21 protein-coding genes are annotated in these 21,351 nt (G+C 65.6%); 13 read left to right on the top strand and 8 right to left on the bottom strand.

Going from position 1 to position 21,351, the window contains the following annotated elements; translation table 11 throughout:
* The first annotated feature begins 20 nt into the window (after positions 1 to 20).
* From aliA to OR16_RS00685, 3 genes are all read left to right on the top strand, one after another.
* Positions 21 to 1,673, top strand: coding sequence for a cyclohexanecarboxylate-CoA ligase (gene aliA / locus OR16_RS00695; RefSeq protein WP_006156046.1), 1,653 nt, complete (start codon positions 21 to 23; stop codon positions 1,671 to 1,673).
* A gap of 13 nt (positions 1,674 to 1,686) precedes the next feature.
* Positions 1,687 to 2,463 carry an enoyl-CoA hydratase gene (locus tag OR16_RS00690; protein ID WP_006156045.1) on the top strand — a complete coding sequence of 259 codons (777 nt, stop codon included), beginning with the start codon at positions 1,687 to 1,689 and terminating at the stop codon, positions 2,461 to 2,463.
* A 213-nt stretch (positions 2,464 to 2,676) separates the two neighbouring features.
* Entirely contained in the window at positions 2,677 to 2,994 is a 318-nt protein-coding gene (locus OR16_RS00685) for a hypothetical protein (protein ID WP_006156044.1), read from the top strand.
* 114 nt (positions 2,995 to 3,108) lie between these two features.
* Here OR16_RS00685 and OR16_RS00680 read toward each other — a convergent pair whose 3' ends face one another.
* Entirely contained in the window at positions 3,109 to 3,792 is a 684-nt protein-coding gene (locus OR16_RS00680; protein ID WP_237716873.1) for a hypothetical protein, read from the bottom strand.
* Positions 3,793 to 4,266: 474 nt separating this feature from the next.
* Here OR16_RS00680 and paaA point away from each other — a divergent pair, with 474 nt between their 5' ends.
* The 8 genes from paaA to OR16_RS00640 all read left to right on the top strand — a co-directional run bounded on the left by paaA (position 4,267) and on the right by OR16_RS00640 (position 12,391).
* Positions 4,267 to 5,271, top strand: coding sequence for a 1,2-phenylacetyl-CoA epoxidase subunit PaaA (gene paaA, locus OR16_RS00675; protein ID WP_006156042.1), 1,005 nt, complete (start codon positions 4,267 to 4,269; stop codon positions 5,269 to 5,271).
* Between the two features lie 13 nt (positions 5,272 to 5,284).
* Positions 5,285 to 5,569, top strand: coding sequence for a 1,2-phenylacetyl-CoA epoxidase subunit PaaB (gene paaB / locus OR16_RS00670; RefSeq protein ID WP_006156041.1), 285 nt, complete (start codon positions 5,285 to 5,287; stop codon positions 5,567 to 5,569).
* Between the two features lie 15 nt (positions 5,570 to 5,584).
* Positions 5,585 to 6,388, top strand: coding sequence for a 1,2-phenylacetyl-CoA epoxidase subunit PaaC (paaC, locus tag OR16_RS00665; RefSeq protein WP_006156040.1), 804 nt, complete (start codon positions 5,585 to 5,587; stop codon positions 6,386 to 6,388).
* Between the two features lie 6 nt (positions 6,389 to 6,394).
* On the top strand, positions 6,395 to 6,952 hold the full coding sequence (gene paaD, locus OR16_RS00660) for a 1,2-phenylacetyl-CoA epoxidase subunit PaaD (RefSeq protein ID WP_006156039.1): 558 nt from the start codon (positions 6,395 to 6,397) through the stop codon (positions 6,950 to 6,952).
* 26 nt (positions 6,953 to 6,978) lie between these two features.
* On the top strand, positions 6,979 to 8,067 hold the full coding sequence (gene paaE, locus OR16_RS00655) for a 1,2-phenylacetyl-CoA epoxidase subunit PaaE (RefSeq protein ID WP_006156038.1): 1,089 nt from the start codon (positions 6,979 to 6,981) through the stop codon (positions 8,065 to 8,067).
* Positions 8,068 to 8,149: 82 nt separating this feature from the next.
* A complete protein-coding gene (paaN, locus tag OR16_RS00650) occupies positions 8,150 to 9,832 on the top strand; it encodes a phenylacetic acid degradation protein PaaN (RefSeq protein WP_043417882.1) in 1,683 nt (560 codons plus the stop codon).
* Between the two features lie 170 nt (positions 9,833 to 10,002).
* Positions 10,003 to 11,328, top strand: a complete 1,326-nt coding sequence (gene paaK, locus OR16_RS00645) for a phenylacetate--CoA ligase PaaK (protein WP_006156036.1) — start codon at positions 10,003 to 10,005, stop codon at positions 11,326 to 11,328.
* Positions 11,329 to 11,377: 49 nt separating this feature from the next.
* Positions 11,378 to 12,391, top strand: coding sequence for a Bug family tripartite tricarboxylate transporter substrate binding protein (locus tag OR16_RS00640; protein ID WP_006156035.1), 1,014 nt, complete (start codon positions 11,378 to 11,380; stop codon positions 12,389 to 12,391).
* A gap of 39 nt (positions 12,392 to 12,430) precedes the next feature.
* Here the strand turns inward: OR16_RS00640 and OR16_RS00635 are convergent, their stop codons facing one another.
* Both OR16_RS00635 and OR16_RS00630 read right to left on the bottom strand, forming a co-directional pair.
* Positions 12,431 to 13,078: a hypothetical protein gene (locus OR16_RS00635; RefSeq protein ID WP_006156034.1), complete on the bottom strand. Its 648-nt coding sequence runs from the start codon at positions 13,076 to 13,078 to the stop codon at positions 12,431 to 12,433.
* A gap of 152 nt (positions 13,079 to 13,230) precedes the next feature.
* Positions 13,231 to 13,986 carry a Crp/Fnr family transcriptional regulator gene (locus OR16_RS00630; protein ID WP_237716872.1) on the bottom strand — a complete coding sequence of 252 codons (756 nt, stop codon included), beginning with the start codon at positions 13,984 to 13,986 and terminating at the stop codon, positions 13,231 to 13,233.
* 159 nt (positions 13,987 to 14,145) lie between these two features.
* Here OR16_RS00630 and OR16_RS00625 point away from each other — a divergent pair, with 159 nt between their 5' ends.
* Complete coding sequence (locus OR16_RS00625; RefSeq protein WP_006156032.1) at positions 14,146 to 15,783, top strand: acyl-CoA synthetase; 1,638 nt, start codon at positions 14,146 to 14,148, stop codon at positions 15,781 to 15,783.
* 94 nt (positions 15,784 to 15,877) lie between these two features.
* Here the strand turns inward: OR16_RS00625 and OR16_RS00620 are convergent, their stop codons facing one another.
* Entirely contained in the window at positions 15,878 to 16,555 is a 678-nt protein-coding gene (locus tag OR16_RS00620; RefSeq protein WP_272942809.1) for a M20/M25/M40 family metallo-hydrolase, read from the bottom strand.
* Between the two features lie 83 nt (positions 16,556 to 16,638).
* Here OR16_RS00620 and OR16_RS00615 point away from each other — a divergent pair, with 83 nt between their 5' ends.
* Complete coding sequence (locus OR16_RS00615; protein ID WP_006156030.1) at positions 16,639 to 17,589, top strand: fatty acid desaturase family protein; 951 nt, start codon at positions 16,639 to 16,641, stop codon at positions 17,587 to 17,589.
* 27 nt (positions 17,590 to 17,616) lie between these two features.
* On the opposite strand, the gene OR16_RS45080 is transcribed toward OR16_RS00615, so the two are convergent.
* The 4 genes from OR16_RS45080 to OR16_RS00600 form a co-directional block, all read right to left on the bottom strand.
* Complete coding sequence (locus tag OR16_RS45080) at positions 17,617 to 17,811, bottom strand: hypothetical protein (RefSeq protein ID WP_237716871.1); 195 nt, start codon at positions 17,809 to 17,811, stop codon at positions 17,617 to 17,619.
* Positions 17,812 to 17,949: 138 nt separating this feature from the next.
* The gene (locus OR16_RS45075; protein WP_237716870.1) at positions 17,950 to 18,633 is read right to left on the bottom strand and encodes a Rieske 2Fe-2S domain-containing protein; all 684 of its coding nucleotides are present in this window, start codon (positions 18,631 to 18,633) and stop codon (positions 17,950 to 17,952) included.
* A gap of 71 nt (positions 18,634 to 18,704) precedes the next feature.
* Positions 18,705 to 20,291 (bottom strand): GH3 family domain-containing protein, encoded by a 1,587-nt coding sequence (locus tag OR16_RS00605; RefSeq protein ID WP_006156029.1) that lies wholly within the window; start codon positions 20,289 to 20,291, stop codon positions 18,705 to 18,707.
* Complete coding sequence (locus OR16_RS00600) at positions 20,291 to 21,214, bottom strand: fatty acid desaturase (RefSeq protein WP_006156028.1); 924 nt, start codon at positions 21,212 to 21,214, stop codon at positions 20,291 to 20,293. The genes OR16_RS00605 and OR16_RS00600 overlap by 1 nt, the downstream gene beginning before the upstream one ends.
* Positions 21,215 to 21,351: the final 137 nt, after the last annotated feature.

Genomic DNA, 21,351 nt, shown 5'->3' with positions numbered 1-21,351 from the left:
CCACAACGAGGAGACACGCCATGGATTTCGACGCCATCCTGCTGCCCCCGCGGCGCGCCACCAGCGTCGCGCAAGGGCTTTGGCCCGAGCGCACCATCAACGATGCGCTGGACCATTGCCTGGCGCGTTGCCCCAACAAGGTCGCGCTGACTGCATTGCAGGTGGAAAGCGGCGCGACCACGCGCCTGACCTACAGGCAACTGGCCGCGCGGGCCGGCTGCATCGCGGCAGGCCTGGCCAGGCTGGGCGTGGGCGCGGGCGATGTCGTGTCCTGCCAGTTGCCCAACTGGTGGGAGTTCACCACGCTCTACCTTGCCTGCTCGCGCCTTGGCGCGGTGCTCAACCCGTTGATGCCGATCCTGCGCGAGCGCGAGTTGTCATTCATGCTCAGGCACGCATGCAGCAAGGTCGCGGTGATTCCAAAGCGCTTTCGCGGGTTTGACTACGAAGCGATGTTCGATGGCTTGCGCCAGGCGCTGCCTGACCTGCAGCACGTGGTCGTGATCGGTGGCGCCGGGCCCAATGCCTTCGAGACGTTGCTGGCTGACGCCGGCGCGCAAGACTGGACTACGGGCCATCGCCCAGGTCCGGACGACATCACCCAGCTTATCTACACGTCAGGCACCACTGGCGAGCCAAAGGGTGTGTTGCACTCGTCCAATACGCTCATGGCCAACATCGTCAGCTACGCGGCACGCCTGAGCCTGGGCGCCGGCGACGTGGTCCTGATGGCCTCGCCAATGGCCCACCAGACTGGCTTCATGTACGGCCTGATGATGCCGGTCATGCTGGGCGCGAGCGTCGTGCTGCAGGACATCTGGGAGCCGCGCAAGGCCGTGGCGCTGATCCGGCAGGAGGGCGTCACCTTCACCATGGCCTCCACGCCGTTCCTCACCGACCTGGCCCGCACGGTCACCGACACCGGCGATGCCGTGCCCTCGTTGCGCGCGTTCCTGTGCGCCGGCGCGCCCATCCCCGGCGCCCTGGTGGAGCAGGCGCGCGGCGCGCTGGGGGCCAAGGTGATCTCCGCCTGGGGCATGTCGGAAATGGGCGCGGTAACCACTACGCGGCTCGACGATGACGACGAACGCGCCTCCAGCACCGACGGATGCCCGCTCCCCGGTGTGGAAGTGCGCGTGGTCGACGGCGCGGGTGCGGCGCAAGCGGCCGGCACCACCGGCCGCTTGCTGGTGCGCGCCTGCTCCAACTTCGGCGGCTACTTGCGCCGTGCGCACCTGAACGACACCGACGCCGACGGTTGGTTTGACACCGGCGATCTCGCCCGCATCGACGCGCACGGCTATATCCGCATCGACGGGCGCAGCAAGGACGTCATCATCCGCGGCGGCGAGAACATTCCCGTGGTGGAAATTGAAACCCTGCTGTATCGCCACCCGGCTATCGCGCAGGTGGCCATCGTCGCCTATCCCGACGAGCGCCTCGGCGAGCGCGCCTGCGCCTTCGTCGTGACCCGCGACGGCCAGGCATTCGACATGGCGGCGATGGTGGCCTTCCTCAAGGCGCAGAAGATGACCGCGCAATACATCCCCGAGCGGCTGGTCGTGCAGGGCGCGCTGCCCTCGACGCCAGCGGGAAAGATCCAGAAATTCAGGCTGCGCGAGCAACTTCGCGCGGACGGACAAGCGCAGGGCAAGTCCAATGCACGCACGTGAAGCAACGGCCCCGATGAACGAGAGCCCGATCCTGCTGGAAATCGCCGGCCGCGCTGCCGTGATCCGGCTCAATCGTCCCCGGCAGATGAACGCGCTCAACGATGCGCTGATGGATGCGCTCGGCCTGGCGCTGCTGGCCTGCGACGATGACGATGGCATTGGCGCCATCGTGATCACCGGCAACGACAAGGCCTTCGCCGCCGGCGCCGACATCGCAGCCATGCGCGGCTGGGATTACATGGACGTGTTCAAGTCCAACTACATCACGCGCAACTGGGAGACGCTGCGCAAAGTGCGCAAGCCGGTGATTGCCGCAGTGGCCGGCTACGCGCTTGGCGGTGGCTGCGAGCTGGCCATGGCTTGCGATATTCTCATCGCGGCAGACAACGCGGTGTTCGGCCTGCCGGAGCTGAAGCTCGCGGTCATCCCGGGCGCGGGCGGCACGCAGCGCCTGCCGCGCGCCATCTCCAAGGCGAAAGCCATGGACATGTGCATGACGGCGCGCAACATGGATGCGGCTGAGGCGGAGCGCAGCGGGCTGGTATCGCGGGTGGTGGCCGCCGAGCGGTTGATGGATGAAGCGATGACGGTGGCGCAGACGATTGCCGGCTTCTCGCTGCCGTCGATGATGGCGGTCAAGGAGGCGATCAACCGCGCCTATGAGTCATCGCTGTCCGAGGGAATCCTGTTCGAGCGGCGGCAGTTGCATGCGCTGTTCGCCACGGAGGATCTGAAGGAGGGGATGAATGCGTTTTTGGAGAGAAGGGCGGCGGTGTTCCGGCACCGCTAGACGACATCTGGGCATCGATGCAGAAACCTTCGAATTGCAAGGGCTGCAAAAGGGGTTCCACGTCCACCCCGCTATTGCCCCATTTTTTTAAAGAAGCAACGGCAAGTCAACGGACGCTTAATACAATGCGTTTAGTGGAGAGCTGGCCGGTCAGGTTGGCTCAATGTTCGCGTGTTCACGGCCGCCCGGACGGTGGCCTTCCAAGGAAATGTCATGAAGAAGATTGTCGCTACCGCTTTCGCGCTGTGCCTTGGCGCAGCATCCATCGCCGTGCAGGCCCAAGGCAACGGCAAGGTCGACCCCTATACCCAGGGGGCCAAGGCCGGCAAAGCGGACCCTTACACCGATGGCGCCAAGGCTGGCAAGGCTGATCCCTATACCGACGGGGCCAAGGCTGGCGACAAGTTTGACCCGTACACCCAGGGCGCAAACAAGAGCTCGCGTGCAAACCTGACGGATTCGAAGGCGAAGAAGTCGCCTAAGAAGCATACCAAGAAGGCTGCGCCGGCACCGGCACCGGCCGGGGCCTGAGCCGTCTCGCCTCGTGGCAGCTGTTGCCGCGCACCTGGAAAAGCCCGCCAAACCGGCGGGCTTTTTTGTCGCTAATGCACTGGATTGGCTTTTGGCCCGGTCCCCGAACGGGAATCAGGGTGCCTCACCGACCGGCATGATCGCCGTTGTGTCGATCCGCTGAACCTTGCCCTGCTCTCGTACTTCCGTGCGCAGCACGAAGCGCTCGCTTGGACAATACCAATCCGTGATCTGCATGACCGAAGGCGTCGTCAGGATCAGCGCATCCACGAGTTGTGCCGGCCCGAGCGAGGAACGCTTTTCGTAAGTGATCGGTATGCATTCCTTGCGGCCCAGCGCTGTGTCGATGGCGCGGCGCCGTCCGACGTGGCGCGAGCTGATGGTGATGGTGGCGTGCGGCGCGCGCAGTTCGCCCACCTCCTCATCCGTTCCTCGCACATAGATCTTGAGCGTTACGCTGGAGTTGACCGTTTCGCCGCCAAGTATCGCGCCCTCGCGCAGATCGGCACCCGCATAGTTGAACACACCCTCGCCGATGCTTGTCGATGCGCCATAGAGCCGGGCATAGCGCGCTCTCGCATTGATCTCCGAATGGACTTCGACGCGCACCGCCGATGGCGCGGCGAGCGGCGCGATGCTGACCAGGTCGCGCTGATCGGCCACGACTGGCGGCCCCCTCAGCGCGGCCAGCGCGCTCTTCGAGTGGATATTGATAATCGCCTGGCATCCCGCCGGCGTGCTCTCTAGCGGCTCCTGCACCGTCGTAATCGACATCGGCATGGCGCCGTCGGCCTCCATCTGCACTTTTGCGTTCGTGCGAGACCAGAGCGTTTCCCAGCAGCCGGCCTTACCCGCCGGTGGGGACGCATCGGCGGGCAGCGGCTGTTCCGGCGAATCGGCCGATTCGGCCGAAATAGGCGCGTCGGGCGCGGCCCGCACCGCCTGCGTGGCAGACAGTACAGCGGCGAAGCCAATCGCAGCAAGAGCAGCAAGATCCCGCTTAACGCGCACTTTTTTCCCCAAAGGACAAATTCATTCTACTGCCTCGGCGCGGCACCAAGCGGCGCGTGCTGCGTGCGTGTCCAACGCCGCATGAAGGAGAGACTCTCCTCGGGAAAATGAGTCTTATGCGCCACGCATAGCTTCCTGGGTTGCGAGTTCCTCACCTGTCAATCCAATTGACTATCAATATTTAAGATTTGATCTAAATAATAAATCAACCGGACGGTCGGTTTATAAATATACTGCGGCATCGGTTCACAGGAAAACGCCATGTACACCCAATCTCTGGATATCCCCGGCAACGCCCAGCCGCTCGAAGCGGTGCAAGCCGACGTCTCGCCGGAGCAGGCGCATTTCGACGCGGTGATGGACGCCGACGGCAAGATCGAGGCGCAGGACTGGATGCCCGATGCGTATCGCAAGACCCTGATCCGCCAGATCTCGCAGCACGCGCATTCCGAAATCATCGGCATGCAGCCCGAGGGTAACTGGATCAGCCGGGCGCCGAGCCTCAAGCGCAAGGCCATCCTGCTCGCCAAGGTGCAGGATGAGGGCGGTCACGGCCTCTACCTGTACAGCGCGGCGGAAACGATGGGCGTGTCGCGCGACCAGTTGGTGGATGCCTTGCACGCCGGCAAGGCCAAGTATTCGAGCATCTTCAATTACCCGACGCCCACCTGGGCGGACGTGGGCGTGATCGGCTGGCTGGTGGATGGCGCGGCGATCATGAACCAGATCCCGCTGTGCCGCTGCACCTACGGCCCGTACGCGCGCGCCATGATCCGCATCTGCAAGGAGGAGTCCTTCCATCAGCGCCAGGGCTTCGACGCGCTGCTGTCGATGATGAGGGGCACGCAGGCCCAGAAGGACATGGTGCAGGAGTCGGTGAACCGCTGGTGGTGGCCGGTGCTGATGATGTTTGGCCCCAGCGACAAGGATTCCATCCACAGCGGCCAGTCGTTCAAGTGGGGCATCAAGCGGATTTCCAACGACGACCTGCGCCAGAAGTTTGTCGACGCCACGGTCGAGCAAGCCAAGATCCTTGGCGTGACCCTGCCCGATCCGGACCTGAAGTGGAACGAGGCGCGCAATGCGCACGACTACGGCGCGATCGACTGGGAAGAATTCTGGCGCGTGGTGAACGGCGACGGCCCTTGCAACAAGGAGCGCCTCGCTACCCGGGTCAAGGCCCACGACGATGGCGCCTGGGTGCGCGAAGCCGCGCTGGCATACGCCGAAAAAGAGGCCGCCCGCGCCCGCAAACAAGCTGCTTGAACAGGAGACGAAAATGAACAAGGAATGGCCAATCTGGGAAGTGTTCGTGCGCAGCAAGCAAGGACTTGACCACAAGCATTGCGGCAGCCTGCACGCGCCTGACGCCAGCGGCGCGCTGCGCATGGCCCGCGACGTCTACACGCGCCGGCAGGAAGGCGTGAGTATCTGGGTGGTGCCCTCGGCCATGATCACGGCGTCCGACCCGGCCGACAAGGAGTCGTTCTTCGAGCCGGCCGGCGACAAGATCTACCGCCATCCGACCTTCTTCGTGCTGCCGCCCGAAGTCGACCACATGTAAGGCGGGACCCAGAACATGACGACGCCCCAACATTTGGCCTACGTGCTGCGCCTTGCCGACAACGCGCTCATCCTCGGCCAGCGCAACAGCGAGTGGTGCAGCCAGGGCCCGGCGCTTGAGGAAGACATCGCGCTGGCGAACATCAGCCTGGACCTGATCGGCCAGGCCCGCCTGCTGTATTCCCACGCGGCCACGCTGGATGCAGCGCTCAACGGCGTGCAGAAGACCGAAGACAGCTACGCCTACTTCCGTGCCGAGCGCGAGTTCGCCAACTACACGTTGGTGGAATTGCCCCACTTCGGGCCGCTCGCCGGCACGGCACGCGCCGAGCGCGACTATGCGGTCACGGTCACGCGCAACTTCCTGTATTCCGCGTTGATGGGCCACCTGTGGACGGCATTGCAATCGTCCACCGACGCGCATCTGGCGGCGATCGCCGCCAAGTCGCTGAAGGAGACCCGCTATCACGTGACCCACGCCGCCGACTGGCTGATCCGCTTTGGCGACGGCACCGAGGAATCGCACCGGCGCGCGCAGGCAGCGCTGGATTACCTGATGCCGTACACCCGCGAACTCTTCGCGACCGATGCGGTGGAAGCCGCGGTGGCAGCGGCCGGCATCGGGCCCCTTGGACTGGCGGACCTCGAGCCCGCATGGCAGGCAGATGTCGCCGCCACGGTGGCCCAGGCAACGCTCACGTTGCCGCCCGAAGCCAAGCACATCACTACCGGCAAGCACGGCGAGCACTCGGAACACATGGGCTACCTGCTTTCTGAAATGCAGAGCCTTGCGCGCCAGCATCCCGGCGCCACCTGGTAAATCGACATGAACGCTGCTGACACGCTGATGGAGCCCGATACCACGCTGGCGCATGCCTGGACCGTACTCGAAGCCGTACCCGATCCGGAAATTCCGGTGGTGTCGATTCGGGAGCTGGGCATCCTGCGCGACGTGCGCCGCGGCGCCGACGGCACGCTCGAGGTCGTCATCACGCCAACCTATTCCGGTTGCCCGGCGATGTCGCAGATTGCCGAGGATATCGGCCAGGCCCTGAACGCCGCCGGAATCCTCCCCCATCGCGTTGTCACCGTGCTTGCCCCGGCGTGGACCACTGACTGGATGACCACCGAAGCGCGCGACAAGCTGCGGCAATACGGCATTGCGCCCCCGATGGGAAATTGCGGCAGCGGCCACACGCCGACGGAAAAGACCATCCGCTTCATGCCGCGCGCGGTCATGCACGCAACGCACGATCGGCCCGCATGCCCGCAATGCGGCTCCGTGCACACCGAACGCCTTGCGCAATTCGGCTCGACAGCCTGCAAGGCACTGTATCGCTGCCTCGATTGCCGCGAACCGTTCGATTACTTCAAACCGTACTGAACACCGTACCGACCTGGACCGACAACATGGCGACTCCGCAATTTCATCCGCTGCGTATCCGCGAGGTACGGCCCGAGACCGCCGACGCGGTGACCGTATCGTTCGAGGTGCCCGAGGCCCTGCGCGACGCGTACCGCTTCACGCAAGGGCAATTCGTCACGCTCAAAGCGCACCTTGATGGCGAGGAAACCCGCCGGTCGTATTCGATCTGCGTGGGCGTCACCGACTATGACCGCGATGGCGAGCTGCGCATTGGCATCAAGCGGGTGCGCGGCGGCAGGTTCTCCAACTTCGCGTTCGACACGCTGCAGCCCGGCCACGAGATCGAGGTGATGACGCCGGACGGACGCTTCTTCACGCACCTGAACGCCGATCTGTCGCGCTCCTACGTGGCCTTCTCGGGCGGCTCCGGCATCACGCCCGTCCTCGCGATCATCAAGACCACGCTGGAGACGGAGCCGACCAGCCGCTTCACGCTGGTGTACGGCAACCGCAGTGTCGATGCGATCATGTTTGCCGAAGAGCTCGAGGATCTCAAGAACCGCTTCATGAGCCGGTTCTCGCTGTATCACGTGCTGTCCGACGATCTGCAGGAGGTGGAACTGTTCAACGGCGTGCTGGATCAGGCGAAGTGCGAGGCCTTCCTGGCCACGCTAACACCCGCCGCCGAGATCGATGAGGCCTTCATCTGCGGGCCCGGGCCGATGATGGACGCCGCCGAGGCCGCGCTCAAGGCCGCCGGCGTGGCACCCGAGAAGGTGCACGTGGAGCGCTTCGGCACGCCGCTGCCGCAAGCGGGCGTGCCGCCGATCGAGATCACCGACGACACGCCGGCGGCCGATCTGGAACTGATCATCGACGGCAAGAAGCGCAAGCTGCGGCTGCCGTACGTGGGCGTCAGCGTGCTGGACGTCGGCCTGAAAGCGGGCCTTGCATTGCCCTACGCCTGCAAGGGCGGCGTGTGCTGCACGTGCCGGGCCAAGGTCCTGGAAGGCGAAGTCAAGATGGAAAAGAACTACACGCTGGAGCAGCACGAGATCGACGACGGCTTCGTGCTCACCTGCCAATGCCATCCGGTCTCCGACCGGGTTGTCGTGAGCTACGACGAACGGTAAATCTACGCACAGCAGGTGCAGTACAGCTAGTGCAGTACAGCAAGCGCAGTGCAGCAACCCATTAAAAAATACGGCCCCCGCAATGAATCACGCCCTGTTTGAAAAACACGAGAAGACACTTGCCCATGCCCTGGACGCCATCCGGACCCGAGGCTACTGGAGCCCTTTCAATGAGATGCCAAGCCCGCGCACCTACGGCGAAACCGCCGCCGCCGACGGCGAAGCGGCATTCAAGGCGCAACTCGGTCAGCCCTTTGTCCTCGAGCAAGCCGGCAGCAGCGCAACGGTAGGCGAAGAGCATTCGCCATTCGGTTTCGCACTCAATATCGGCTATCCCGACGCGGAGCCGGACGCGCTGATCGCGGCGGCACAGACCGCGCAAGCGCAGTATCGCAAGGCTGGCCCGAAGGCCTGGGTCGGCGTGAGCCTGGAGATCCTGGCGCGGTTGAACCAGGCCAGCTTCGAGATCGCGCACAGCGTCATGCATACCACCGGGCAGGCATTCATGATGGCGTTCCAGGCCGGCGGCCCGCACGCGCAGGATCGCGCGCTTGAGGCGATCACCTATGCGTGGGACGCCATGCGCGACATTCCGCAGACGGCGTACTGGGAAAAGCCGCAAGGCAAGAACCCGCCGCTCGCCATGGAAAAGCGCTTCACCGTCGTGCCGCGCGGGATCGGCCTGGTGATCGGCTGCTGCACGTTTCCCACCTGGAACAGCTATCCCGGCTTGTTCGCGGATCTGGCCACCGGCAACGCCGTCATCGTCAAGCCGCATCCCGCCGCGATCCTGCCGCTGGCCATCACCGTGCGTATCGCGCGTCAGGTGTTGCAAGAGGCCGGCTTCGACCCGAACGTGGTGACCTTGCTGGCTACCGCGCCCAACGACGGCGCGCTTGTGCAGTCGCTGGCCACGCGCGACGAGATCCGGCTGATCGATTTCACCGGCAGCACCGCCAACGGCGACTGGCTCGAGACCCATGCGCGGCAGGCACAGGTCTACACCGAGAAGGCCGGCGTCAACCAGATCGTGATCGACTCCGCGGACGAGCTCAAAGCGGTGTCCCGCAACATCGCCTTCTCGCTCGCGCTGTACTCGGGCCAGATGTGCACGGCACCGCAGAATATCTATGTGCCGCGCGACGGCATCAAGACGGCCGAAGGCACGGTGCCGTTCGAGGTCGTTGCCCAGTCCATCGCCGATGCCGTGCACAAGCTGACGGCCGATCCCGCCAAGGCGGTCGAGCTGATCGGCGCGATCCAGAACAAGGGCGTGCTCGACCGGATCGGGCAGGTGAGCAAGCTCGGCGTGGCGCTGCTTGGCAGCCAGCGCCTGGTGCATCCGGCCTATCCGCAGGCCACTGTCAGCACGCCGGTCCTGCTGAAGCTGGACGCCAATCGCGACGAGGCCACGTTCACGCAGGAATGGTTCGGCCCGATCGCGTTTGTGATCGCCACCGATTCCACCCAGCACGCGCTGGACCTTGCCGAGCGCATCGCCCGCACCCGTGGCGCGCTGACGCTGTCCGTCTACAGCACGGACGAGCAGGTGCTGGACGCCGCCGACGAAGCCGCGGTGTCCGGTGGCGTTGCGCTGTCGGTCAACCTCACGGGCGGCGTATTCGTCAACCAGTCGGCGGCATTCTCGGACTTCCACGCCACCGGCGCGAATCCCGCGGCCAACGCGAGTCTGGCCGACACGGCCTTCGTTGCCAACCGCTTCCGCGTCGTGCAGAGCCGGCGGCATGTGCCGCAGCGCACCTGAACGATTGCGTATCCAGCACTACCGATAAGTAAGCAGGCACGTTGCCAACCTGGGCGGCACGACGGCGAAGACCGTTGACGCGCATGACCAGGTTGGCAGGCTGCCGCGTGGCGCCCCCGTTCCCGCCACCGTCCATTCCTATTTTGCCGCGTCATTCTCAGGAGACAACCGTGGTCCAGCCAATTCCTCAACCGGGTGAACTCGAAGCCATCGAACTAGCCAGCCGCGATGAACTCCAGTCGCTGCAACTGGCCCGCCTCAAGTGGTCGCTCCGGCATGCCTATGACAACGTGGCGCACTACCGCCGCGCGTTCGACGCCGCCGGCGTGCATCCGGACGACCTGCGCCAGCTATCCGACCTGGCCAAGTTCCCCACCACGTCCAAGCAAGACCTGCGCGACAACTATCCCTTCGGCCTGTTTGCCGTGCCGAAGGACGAGGTGGTGCGCGTGCACGCATCGAGCGGCACCACCGGCAAGCCGACCGTGGTGGGCTATACCGCGAACGACATCGACACATGGGCCAACGTGACGGCGCGCTCGATCCGTGCGGCGGGCGGCCGTCGTGGCGATACGCTGCACAACGCGTTTGGCTACGGCCTGTTCACCGGCGGGCTTGGCATCCACTACGGCGCGGAGCGGCTAGGCTGCATGGTCGTGCCGATGTCCGGCGGCCAGACCGAGAAGCAGGTTCAGCTCATCCGCGATTTCGAGCCGTCGATCATTCTCGTCACGCCTTCGTACATGCTCAACCTGATCGACGAGATGGCGCGGCAGGGCATGAATCCGGCGGAGTCGTCGCTCAAGATCGGCATTTTCGGCGCCGAGCCGTGGACGCAGGGCATGCGCAGCGAGATAGAGACCCGGGCAGGCCTCCAGGCTGTCGACATCTACGGCCTCTCGGAGATCATGGGCCCGGGCGTGGCTTCCGAATGCATTGAAAGCAAAGACGGCCCGGTGGTCTGGGAGGATCACTTCTATCCCGAGATCATCGATCCGGTCACCGGCGAAGTGCTGCCCGACGGCAGCCAGGGCGAACTGGTATTTACCTCGCTCTCCAAGGAGGCCATGCCGATGATCCGTTACCGCACGCGCGACCTGACTTCGCTGCTGCCGCCGACATCGCGCTCGATGCGCAGGCTGGCGAAGATCACGGGCCGCTCGGACGATATGCTGATCATTCGCGGCGTCAACGTCTTCCCCAGCCAGGTCGAGGAACTGATTCTCGGCATTGCCCGGCTCAGCGGCAACTATCAGCTGTGCATCACGCGCGAAGGGCATATGGATTCGCTGTCCGTGTCGGTGGAGGCGCGCTCGGAGATCTGCGCTTCGCTGGCCGATAGCGAGCGCGCGCAGCTCGCGCGTGAGCTGCAGCACCGCGTGAAGACGATGATCGGCGTTTCCACGGCCGTGCGCGTCCTGAATGCCGGCGAGATCAAGACCACCGCCACCGGCAAGGCGCAACGCGTGCTCGATTTGCGGCAGGTCAGCGCTTGAGCGCTTGCGTGCGAGATAAAAAAATAGAAAGTGAAGACAGGAGACAAGCATGAGCACCAAGATGTTCGCCATCGGCAATTTCACGGCAATGGCAATAACAATGGCAACGGGCGCGGGCCTGGCGGCCCTGCCTTGGGCGCCCGCGATGGCCGCGCCTGAAGCCCCGTACCCGGCCAAGCCGGTCCGCTGGATCGTGCCCTACCCGGCAGGTGGCGGATCGGATTTCCTGGCCCGCTCGGTCGGGCAGGCGCTCTCCGCCCGGCTGGGCCAGCCGGTTGTCGTGGACAACAAGCCCGGCGGCAACACCGCGATTGCCGCGTCCGAAACGGCGCGCGCGCCGGCGGACGGCTACACGGTCCTGTCGGCGGACAACGGTACGATGGTATTCAACCCTGCCTTGTACAAAACCCTATCCTACAACCCAGTGAAGGACCTGGCACCAGTCACGCTGCTTGGCCGCTTTCCCATGATCCTGGTGGTCGGCCCGGGCATGCATGTCAGTAACGTCAAGGAGTTCATTGCGCAGGCCAAGGCCAAGCCGGGCGGCATCGACTATGCCTCGGCCGGCGCCGGCAGCCCGCATCACCTGAGCGCAGAGCTGTTGCTTGACCGCGTGCAGGCGAGTGCCGTGCACGCGCCGTACAAAGGCACGCCGCCCGCCTTGCAGGACGTGGCGGGCGGACAGGTGGATTTCATGATGGCCGATCTCTCGGCCGCGGTGCCGTTGATCCGGGCCGGGCGGCTGCGCGCTATCGCGCTGCCCGCGGAGCAGCGCTCGGCCGTGCTGCCGGATGTGCCGACCTTTGCCGAGGCCGGGCTGGCTGGCTTCACGGCGTTTGCGTGGCAGGGCGTGGTGGTGCCGACCGGCACGCCGCCGGCCTCGGTCGACAAGCTCAACGCGGCCATTGCCGCGGCGCTGAAAGACCCGGCGGTAGTCAGGCAGATGCAGGAACTCGGGCTTGAACCCATGGGCGACAGCCGGGCGGGCTTTGCCGCGTTCGTGGAAAATGAGCGCGCCAAATGGGGCGCCTTGATCCGCGCGCACAAGATTGTGCTGGATTGAACCTTGCCCAGGGAGCCCGCCGTGGCAGCAGCCGGCTTCTTATGCCGCCAGGTGGAGGCGCGGCGGGGAACCCGATGGGGTTGCGCGCTCATCGTTGGTTTCGAACAGGCTCAGCGCGGCCGGGCCCAGCGCGTTCGCGCAAGCGGATGTCAAGGCAGCAACGCGGCCCAGCCCGACTTGAGCGGCCAGCCATTCGGGGCGCACGCCGCTGCCACTCGCCAGCAGGTAGACCGCGCGCGCGACGCGCTGCTCGCGCAGCAGCACGCCTAGCGCCTCGCCCTCGGCAAACAGCCGCGCGCGTACCAGGCGCGGGGTGACTTCCCACCGTTGCGCCACCAGGGCCGCGTTCCACGGTAGCCTGGGCAGGCGGAACATCTCGCTGGCAAGCGCGCGTGACCAGTGCTTTTCCGCATGGCATGGGCACCCCGGCAACGTCGCCAGGGTCATGCGCGGGCATGCGTCGTCGGGCACTTCCTGCAGTGTGATGGCAGTGCGATGGCCCGCGGCGGGCAGCAGGTCGCAATCGAAGTACGCAAACGCTGGCACCACGAACGGATTGCCGGGTGTCACCTCGCGGCGTGCGTTCGCATCGCGCAAGCGCGCGCTGCCATGTAGCGCGTCGACGCGCACGGCAAAGGGGAAGCGCAGGTGAGACAGGCGCAGATCGGTGCTGCTGACGAGGGCCATGCGAAGCTCAGGTGACGCAGGCTGGCGCGCAACGGGTGCTGCGCCAGTGAGAAAAACGCATTGTACGGCTTCGCGCGGCCAGTGAGTTTCACGATGGCGAAGGAAGGTTTCAACGCCGGCGTTGGCCGCGAGGCTGGCCCTGAGGCCGCCGGCTACAGCTCCGACAAGCCAAAGTGACGCAAACGCTCAAGATCGGTCACGCGGATGCTCTGGTACGACAGGTCGACCATGCCTTCCGCGGCCAGGCGCCGCAGCGCCTGGTTGACCCGCTGGCGCGAAAGCCCCGTCAGCAGGCCGATCTCCTCCTGCGACAGCTCCAGCACGGCGCTGGTGCGGGGATACAGCGCCGGGTGGAAGAGCTGGGCCACCGCCTGCGCCACGCGGGCATCGACGCTCAGCAGCCGTTCGTTCTGCACGGTGGCGATGAACTGCCCCATGCGCTCGTTCAACTGGCGCACCACGAAGCTGGAAAACGGCAGGCTCTCGTTGAGCAAGGTGTGGAACACCGTGTCGGGCACCAGCGCCACGCGGGAGTCGCGGATAGCGATCACGTCGTATCTCCGCGCTTCGCGCTTGATGACGCTGCCTTCTCCGCACCAGCCGCCCGCCGGTACACCCGAAAAGGTGCAGCCGCGCCCGTCCGGCGTGTAGACCGCGAGCTTGATCAGCCCGGTCTCCACCCCGATCCAGTAGCGCGACGGCTCGCCACGGCGGGCGACGAAGGCACCGGCGGCAAAGTCCTGTACCACCACCTGCCGCGCAGCCAGCGCCTGGTGGCCGGGCGCGAGCGCAGCGAACCATTCATGCCGGGCAAGCAGGGCGGCGTGCCCGGCGCTGGGCGGTGGCGTCGTGATAACTGCGGGGGGAGGGATAGGCGCGACGGGTGTGGCTGCAGGCAGGCTGGGCATGATTTCGGCTTGGCCCGGCACGGGCATTGTCATCCGGACGACAGAGCTTTGTCCTATGCGATGATAGCCTTGCACAGCGAAAAGTAACAGCGACCGGCGGCGCGAGGCTCACCCTGAGGGCCAATACCCGCGCGGCCGGCGCATGCGGAGACCACGGCAATGCCAAGCGATTTTGACACCGGCCTGGGCAAGAACCCAGCCAATCACGTTCCCCTCACCCCCATCGATTTCCTGGCGCGCGCCGCCGGCGTGTATGGGGACCGCCTGGCCATCGTGCACGGCCCGGTGCGCCAGAACTGGCGCGAAACCTATGCGCGCGCGCGGCGCCTTGCCAGCGGGCTGGCGCGCCTGGGCGTGGGCAAGGGCGATACCGTTGCGGCCTTGCTGCCCAACACGCCGGCCATGGTGGAGGCACACTTTGGGGTGCCGATGGCGGGGGCGGTGCTCAATGCGCTGAACATTCGGCTCGATGCCTCCAACCTGATCTTCATGCTGCGCCATGGCGAAGCGCGGGTGCTGCTGGCCGACACCGAGTTTGCCGGCCTGGCGCGGCAGATCGCCAACGAGATCCCCGGACTGAAGGTGGTGGCGGTGGTGGATGCGCTGGGCCCGCAGGATGCCCCAGCCTTTGGCGAGACCGACTATGAGCGCCTGCTGGCCTCGGGGGATCCCGAATTCGCCTGGCAGATGCCCGCCGACGAATGGGATGCGATCGCCCTCAACTACACCTCGGGCACCACCGGCGACCCCAAGGGCGTGGTCTACCACCATCGCGGCGCGGCCATCAACGCCATCTCCAACATCCTGGAGTGGGACCTGCCCAAGCATGCGGTGTACCTGTGGACGCTGCCGATGTTCCACTGCAATGGCTGGTGCTTCCCGTGGACCATCGCGGCGCGCGCCGGCGTCAACGTGTGCCTGCGCAAGTTCGAGCCCAAGCTGGTGTTCGACCTGATGCGCGACGAGGGCGTGACGCACTATTGCGCCGCGCCGATCGTCCACACGGCGCTGGTCAACGCCCCGCCGGCATGGCGCGAGGGCTTGCGCGGCCCGGTGCGCGGCATGGTGGCAGGCGCGCCGCCGCCGGCCGCGGTGCTGGCCCAGATGGAAGCCATGGGTTTCGCGTTGACCCACGTCTATGGCCTGACCGAAACCTACGGCCCCGCCGCGGTCTGCGCCGAGCAGGACGACTGGGCCAGCCTGTCGCAAGAGGACCGCGCCACCAAGAAGGCAAGGCAGGGCGTGCGTTATCACCTGCAGACCGAGGTGGCGGTGCTGGACCCGGACACGATGCAACCCGTGGCCTCCGATGGTGAGGAGATCGGCGAGATCATGTTCCGCGGCAATATCTGCATGAAGGGCTACCTCAAGAACGAGAAGGCCACGCGCGAGGCGTTTGCCGGCGGCTGGTTCCATACCGGCGACCTGGGCGTGTGCACGCCGGACGGCTACGTCAAGATCAAGGATCGCAGCAAGGACATCATCATCTCCGGCGGCGAGAATATCTCCAGCGTGGAGGTGGAAGACGCGATCTATCGCCATCCCGCCGTGCTGGCAGTGGCGGTGGTGGCCCAGCCGGATGTGAAATGGGGCGAGACGCCCTGCGCGTTCGTGGAACTGAAGGATGGCGCCAGCGCCACGGCCGAGGAGCTGATTGCCCATTGCCGCACCTTGCTTGCGGGCTTCAAGGTGCCCAAGGCGGTGTACTTCGGGCCGTTGCCCAAGACATCGACGGGCAAGATCCAGAAGTTCGAACTGCGCAAGAAGGTCAAGTCGGACGCGGCGATCGACGTGTAGTTGACGCATGGTTGGCGCATGGTTGACGCGAGGCCGCCCAAGACAAAGCGGCTCCCGGCGTAACGGGATCCGCTTTGCAGGCGTATTGCCGGCCTTACGCGCGCAGATACCCCTGCGCCAGCGCCACCCAACACGCCGCACCCAGCGGAATCAACCGGTCGTTGAAGTCATAGCCGTCATTGTGGATCGAGCAGCCGACCCACTCGCCCGTGCCATTGCCCAGCGCGAAGTAGCAGCCTGGCATCTTCTCCAGCATCCACGCGAAGTCCTCGCTGCCCATCTGCATCGACGGCGGCACCTGGATGACCTTGTCGCTGCCCAGCACGCTGGCCACGGCCTGCCGTGCGATGGCGGTTTCTTCCTCGGTATTGCAGATCGCGGGCGCCAGGCGCTCGTAGTCGATATCCACCGCCACGCCGCAGGAGGCGGCCTGGTGCGCCACCACCTCGCGGATGCGGGTTTCCAGCAGGTCTCGCACCTCCGCCACGGTGGCGCGCACGCTCAGTTTCAGCGTTGCGGTCTCCGGGATGATGTTGTAGGTGCTGCCGGCCCGCATCTCGCCTACGCTGATCACCGCGGCGTCGACCGGCGCCACATTGCGCGCCACGATGCCTTGCAGCGCCACCACGGTCGATGCGAGGGCCAGCGTGGGATCGGTGGCGCGGTGGGGCATGGCGCCATGGCCGCCCTTGCCGCGGAATGTGATCGTGGCGCGGTCCGAGGAGCGGTTCGAACACCGAAAGGTCGGTTTGAAAGAGGGGCGACAAAGCACGCTTTCGTAAATTCAGCGAATCTTCAACAGAGACCTTCTGCCGACCTCCGGCTACCATGTATACCCGCAGCGCATACTCGCGTATGTCCGTCATCAATCGAACGTCCGATATGTCCATCTTTCCGACACCTGCAGAACTGCGCTGTGCCCTACCGTTTGCCGCATCCGCCAAGCCATGGCGGCTCGTGCGCTATGCGTGCACCGACTGGCTCGTCATTGCGCTGTGTTGGGTTGGGATGGCGTTGGTCCCCCATCCGGTCGTGTACGTCGCGGGCGTGCTGATGATCGCAGGACGCCTGCAGGCGCTCGGCGTGATCCTGCACGACGCCTGCCACCTGCCGTCGCGGCGCAAGACCGTGCCGCTTGCCATCGTCGAAGTGTTGGCAGGCTGGCCGATCGGTTCGACGATCGCCGCGATGCGCTATCACCATCTGCGCCATCACCGCGCGGTCTGCACGCCCGAAGACCCGTATCTGCACCGCCTCGCCGCGCGCGGCGGCTGGGTCAAGCGCGCGATGATGCTGCGCGGGGCCTTGCTGCCGATCTGGTGGCCGCTGCGCGCGCTGACCGCGCCGCTCGCGCTGGTTTGGCCGGCGTTTCGTCCATGGTATGCGCGTGGCTTCCTGCAGGAGCGCTCGAAACGCGACCTGCGCCACCATCCCGAGATCGTTGCGTGCGCACGCAACGATCTGCCGCACTGCGTGGGTTATCTGATCGCGATTGCGGTCGTGCTGCACTGGCAGTTGCCGTTTTTCGCGTATTACGGGCTGCCGTGGATTCTGGGCGGCATCATGAACGCGAATCGCGTGCTGATCGAGCACGATCATGTGCTGAATGGTGAGCGCTCCCAGGAAGCGGTGTGGGCCATGACCCATACCTGGCATTTCGGATGGCTGGGGAAACTGGTCCTGTTTCCGCGCAACATCGGCTTTCATCAGGTGCATCACGTGTACCCGGCGCTCGCGCTTGAGCATCTGCCTGCGGTGCATCGGCATCTGCTCAGCCGTCTTCAAGCATCCCCGGCGGGAATTTGAGGCTCGGCGCAAGGCGGCCAAGTCGGATCAAAGCTCGAAACGCATCGGTTTCTCGCCGCGCTCCGCTTCGGGCAGTGTCTCTCCTCGCCGGATGGCGGCCAGCAAGCGCTCGATTCCCACATGAACCACGTCGGCGCGCACGTTGTGCGGCTTGAAGCCAGGCGCGTTATCCAGTCCTTGCCGGTGCGCCCGCATGATCCGCACGTCCTGCTGGATCACCACGTGTGTGTAGAGATGGAGGAGTGGCCGTGAGGAGTGGCCGTAGCGCGCGCAGCAGCCAGCGCGGCAGCGGGAAGCGGTACGCAATGTAGGTATAGACACGCGAGCGCCGTGCATCGATCGGCGTGATCTGGCTGACGATCAGAAAGCCCGACTGGCTGCCCCAGAGATAGTCGCAGCGCGTGACGTTGGGCGCAAAAAACGGTCGGTGTGGACCAGCGGCTCGCGGCGCGGGTTGGTGAGCCAGTCCATCATGCCGATCTTGTCGTGCTCGTCGTGATAGGTGACCTCGACGCTTTTCGCCTTCAATGCCACCGTGGCTTCCATCGCGCTGCCACGGCTAGAGCGGAAGATGCCGTCGTGCACGAATACCGTATGCGGCACATCCATGAAGTTCTGCGCCAGCATGCCAATGTCGCCGTCGAAACTGTTCACCATGAAATACGACTGCCACTGCTTGTCCGCATGGAACGGCATCCGGAATATCTGCCTTGCGGATGCGTCGCCAGTACCGGGATACACCCAGATCAAGCCATCCTGCTCGCGCACTGGCAACTGCCGCTGGCGAAACGGATAGTCGGTCGGCGTGGGCCCGGGCTGCACGCCGTCGATGGTCGGGATATGCACGACCCGGCCCTGTGCATCGTAGCGCCAGCCGTGATAGGGGCAGACGAGGCAATCGCCCGCAAGCTTGCCGCGGACAGCCGCGTACCGCGATGTACGCACTGGTCGATGAGCGCGGTGACCTCGCCGCTGCGCTGGCGAAACGGGCGACGAACCACTGTTCGTGCAAGCCGTCGCGGGGCTCTTCTGCCGCAGCGCCATCGGGCCGAAATGCGGTGATGTGGTCCGTTTGGCCCGTTTGGTCCGTTTCGCAAGCTGGATTCGGCAGGATGTCAGGCGTCGGTGAGAGCGAGGAGGGCATTCGCGGTGGCAAGTCGATTGATGAGTATGCGGGGTTTCACGTCGCCCGCGCGGATGCCGGTCTGCTCGGCCGCTTGCTGGAGCGCGTCGGCAAGCCGCGTCGGCGGCCCGGTCAGCAGGCGCACGCGCAGCGGCCCCAGTTGGCAAAGACGGCGCGCGTGCGCGTAGTGGAACGAGCGCGCCAGCGCAGCTTCGACCGATATGCGCAGCGCTTCGGCGTCGCGTTGCCCGGCACTGGCGACCAGCAGCACGTAGTGCGGCGGCTCGGCCGACACACACGGCACTAGACACGCATTGTCGTGCGCATCGATGGTCGCCGCGAATACGGCGCCCAGCGTGTCCTCGTCGAGCTTCTCGCCAGCCAGGTCGCTGTGCGCGCCCGCTCGCCCGACGAATTCGATGCGCGGCGTGCGGCCTGCCAGCGCGGTGACGCGCACGCGGTCCGCCAGCGCATAGCGGTACAGGCCCCCGCCGGTGGTCAGGATGACCTGCGCGGTATCGCCGGGCCGCAACGCGGCGGCATCGCGCACGCTGCCGTCGTCGAGCTGGAATTCCAGAAAGTGGCTTTCGATGGCGAGCGGACAGCCCTCGCCATTGCCAAACGGCAGGCTGACCACCCCCTCCGTCGCGAACAGGCCCTTGGGAAGCCAGCGTACATGCGGGAAGCGTTCGCGCAGCAGCGCCGCGTAGTTTTGGCTGGGCCCGTCCATCCAGCAGCTCACCGCGGCGAGCCGAGGCCACAGGGCGTCGCAGGTTCCAGCCGCCAGCGCCTGCCGCAACGCGGCCTTGCGCGGGGCAGGCAGGGTGGCATCCAGCCACGCCAGCGTCTCGGCATGGGCCGGGTCGCCGGCATCGAACAACGGGCGTAGCAGACTGGTCAGGAAGGTTGGACTCCACACGCTGATGAATGCCAGGTCGTCCGCGGCTAGCAGCGCAAGCAGTGTCTGCCTGCGCCAGGTGGATGCGTCGTGGGCGAGGGGAGGGACGATCAGCGTCGGCGCGAGCCCGGCGACCAGGCTGCCGCCGAGATACTCCAGGTCGCTCGCCGAACCGATCGGGATGCCGTTGGGCGCATGGCACGGCTTCTGCAAGGGCGGCGACATCGACCAGTAAGCACGTCCCGCGCCGATCTCCGGCAACCGGCGATACAGGTCCGCCAGCCAGATCGTCAATGCGCGTTGCATCTCGCCGAGGAAGGCCGGCGTGTATGGAATCAGTTTCTGCTGCGCGCCGTTGCCACTCGTGCGCTCGAAGAAGCGCGGGGGCTGCATGGTCAGCACCGGCTGCGATTCGCGCAGGGCCCGATCGATCCATGGCAGCAGCTCGGCATGGGAATGAACCGGTACGCGCTCGCGAAACTGCGTCGGGTCGGCGATTCGGGCAAAGCCATGCGCACGCCCGAATGCCGACTCGCGGTTGTCCGCGAGCAGCCGCGCCAGCACCCGCTGCTGGGCTGCGGCCGGGGCTTCGAGCGCGGCCTGCCATCCATCGAGGGCGGGTTGCGCGGCAGCGGAAAACGTCCGCCAGGCGGCCTGCGTGCCGTTTGGGGCCGGGAGCATCAGAAGTAGGTCTTGTCGAGTTGCGCGAGATCGTCCGGCAGTTGTTGCGGCGGCAGGAAGATCTGCAGCCAGCCGAACCACAGCGGGCGCGTTTCGGCTGCGTTCGACGCGGTGTGCAACTGCTGCCAGCGCAGCGCCGGCAGCCGGTGGTGGGTCAGGTTGTAGTTGAAGTTCAGGAATGCCCAGCGTACGAGGATTGGTGCGCGCATATTGTAAGTGCCTTCGACTGCGTCGAGCGGCGTGCGCATGTGATAGACCCATTGCAGCGACGACCACGAGAACGCGAATGCCGCATAGGCGATCATCACGGCCGCCGGCTTCCAGTCGAGGAGCCAGCCCGCCAGCAGCCACGCGGCGGCGCCGGCTATCACTTCGAGGCGGATGCGCCGGAAATCGCGCAAGGAAAAGTCCTTGAACGCGGCAGCGTAAGTGTTGTCGTCGCCGCGCTTGGACCAGTTGCTCGCGACGCCGGCCGGCAGCAACGCCAGCACGACGCTGCCGACGAATCCGCCGAGCCAGATGCCGCCGAGAACTGCCGCGTAGTACTCGATCCGCTTGCGCAGCAGCGATTCGCCGACATCGGCAAAGTCGGCGCGTTCGGCGCGCGTGCGGTTGCGTACGTGGTGCCCGAGGTGGTTGACGTGAATCAGCGTGGCAGAGGCGCCGAACATCGTGGAAGCCCACCACATCATCGTATAATTCGCGCTTGCCCGACGATGCCCGAAGCCGTGAAACGTCTCGTGCATCATCGAGAATACCCCCTGCATGACCAGGCAGAACGGGATCAGGATCAACCATTTCAGCGGACCTGCGCCGGTATTGGACAACCACGTGAGCGTCCCGGCCCATGCGGCGGTTTGCAGGGCCAGCACAAAGAGGTTAGCCAAGTCGAAACGGTGCGATTGCGCGGCGCTGTCTTGCATATTGGGTGTTGGCGTACAGGAGATAGGCAGCTTGATGTACGGGAAGGATACCTCGGATATGCCTGTTTCACCCAATCGGCGCGGGCTCGGAGACGTTACGGCGGCACGGCCGCGCATGCCGGTACAGGCTGGCGGCC

This window comes from Cupriavidus basilensis OR16, from assembly GCF_000243095.1.
Classification (GTDB): domain Bacteria; phylum Pseudomonadota; class Gammaproteobacteria; order Burkholderiales; family Burkholderiaceae; genus Cupriavidus; species Cupriavidus basilensis_D.
The sequence above is the reverse complement of the archived record's forward strand: the minus strand, read 5'-3'. Positions and strand labels throughout refer to the sequence as shown.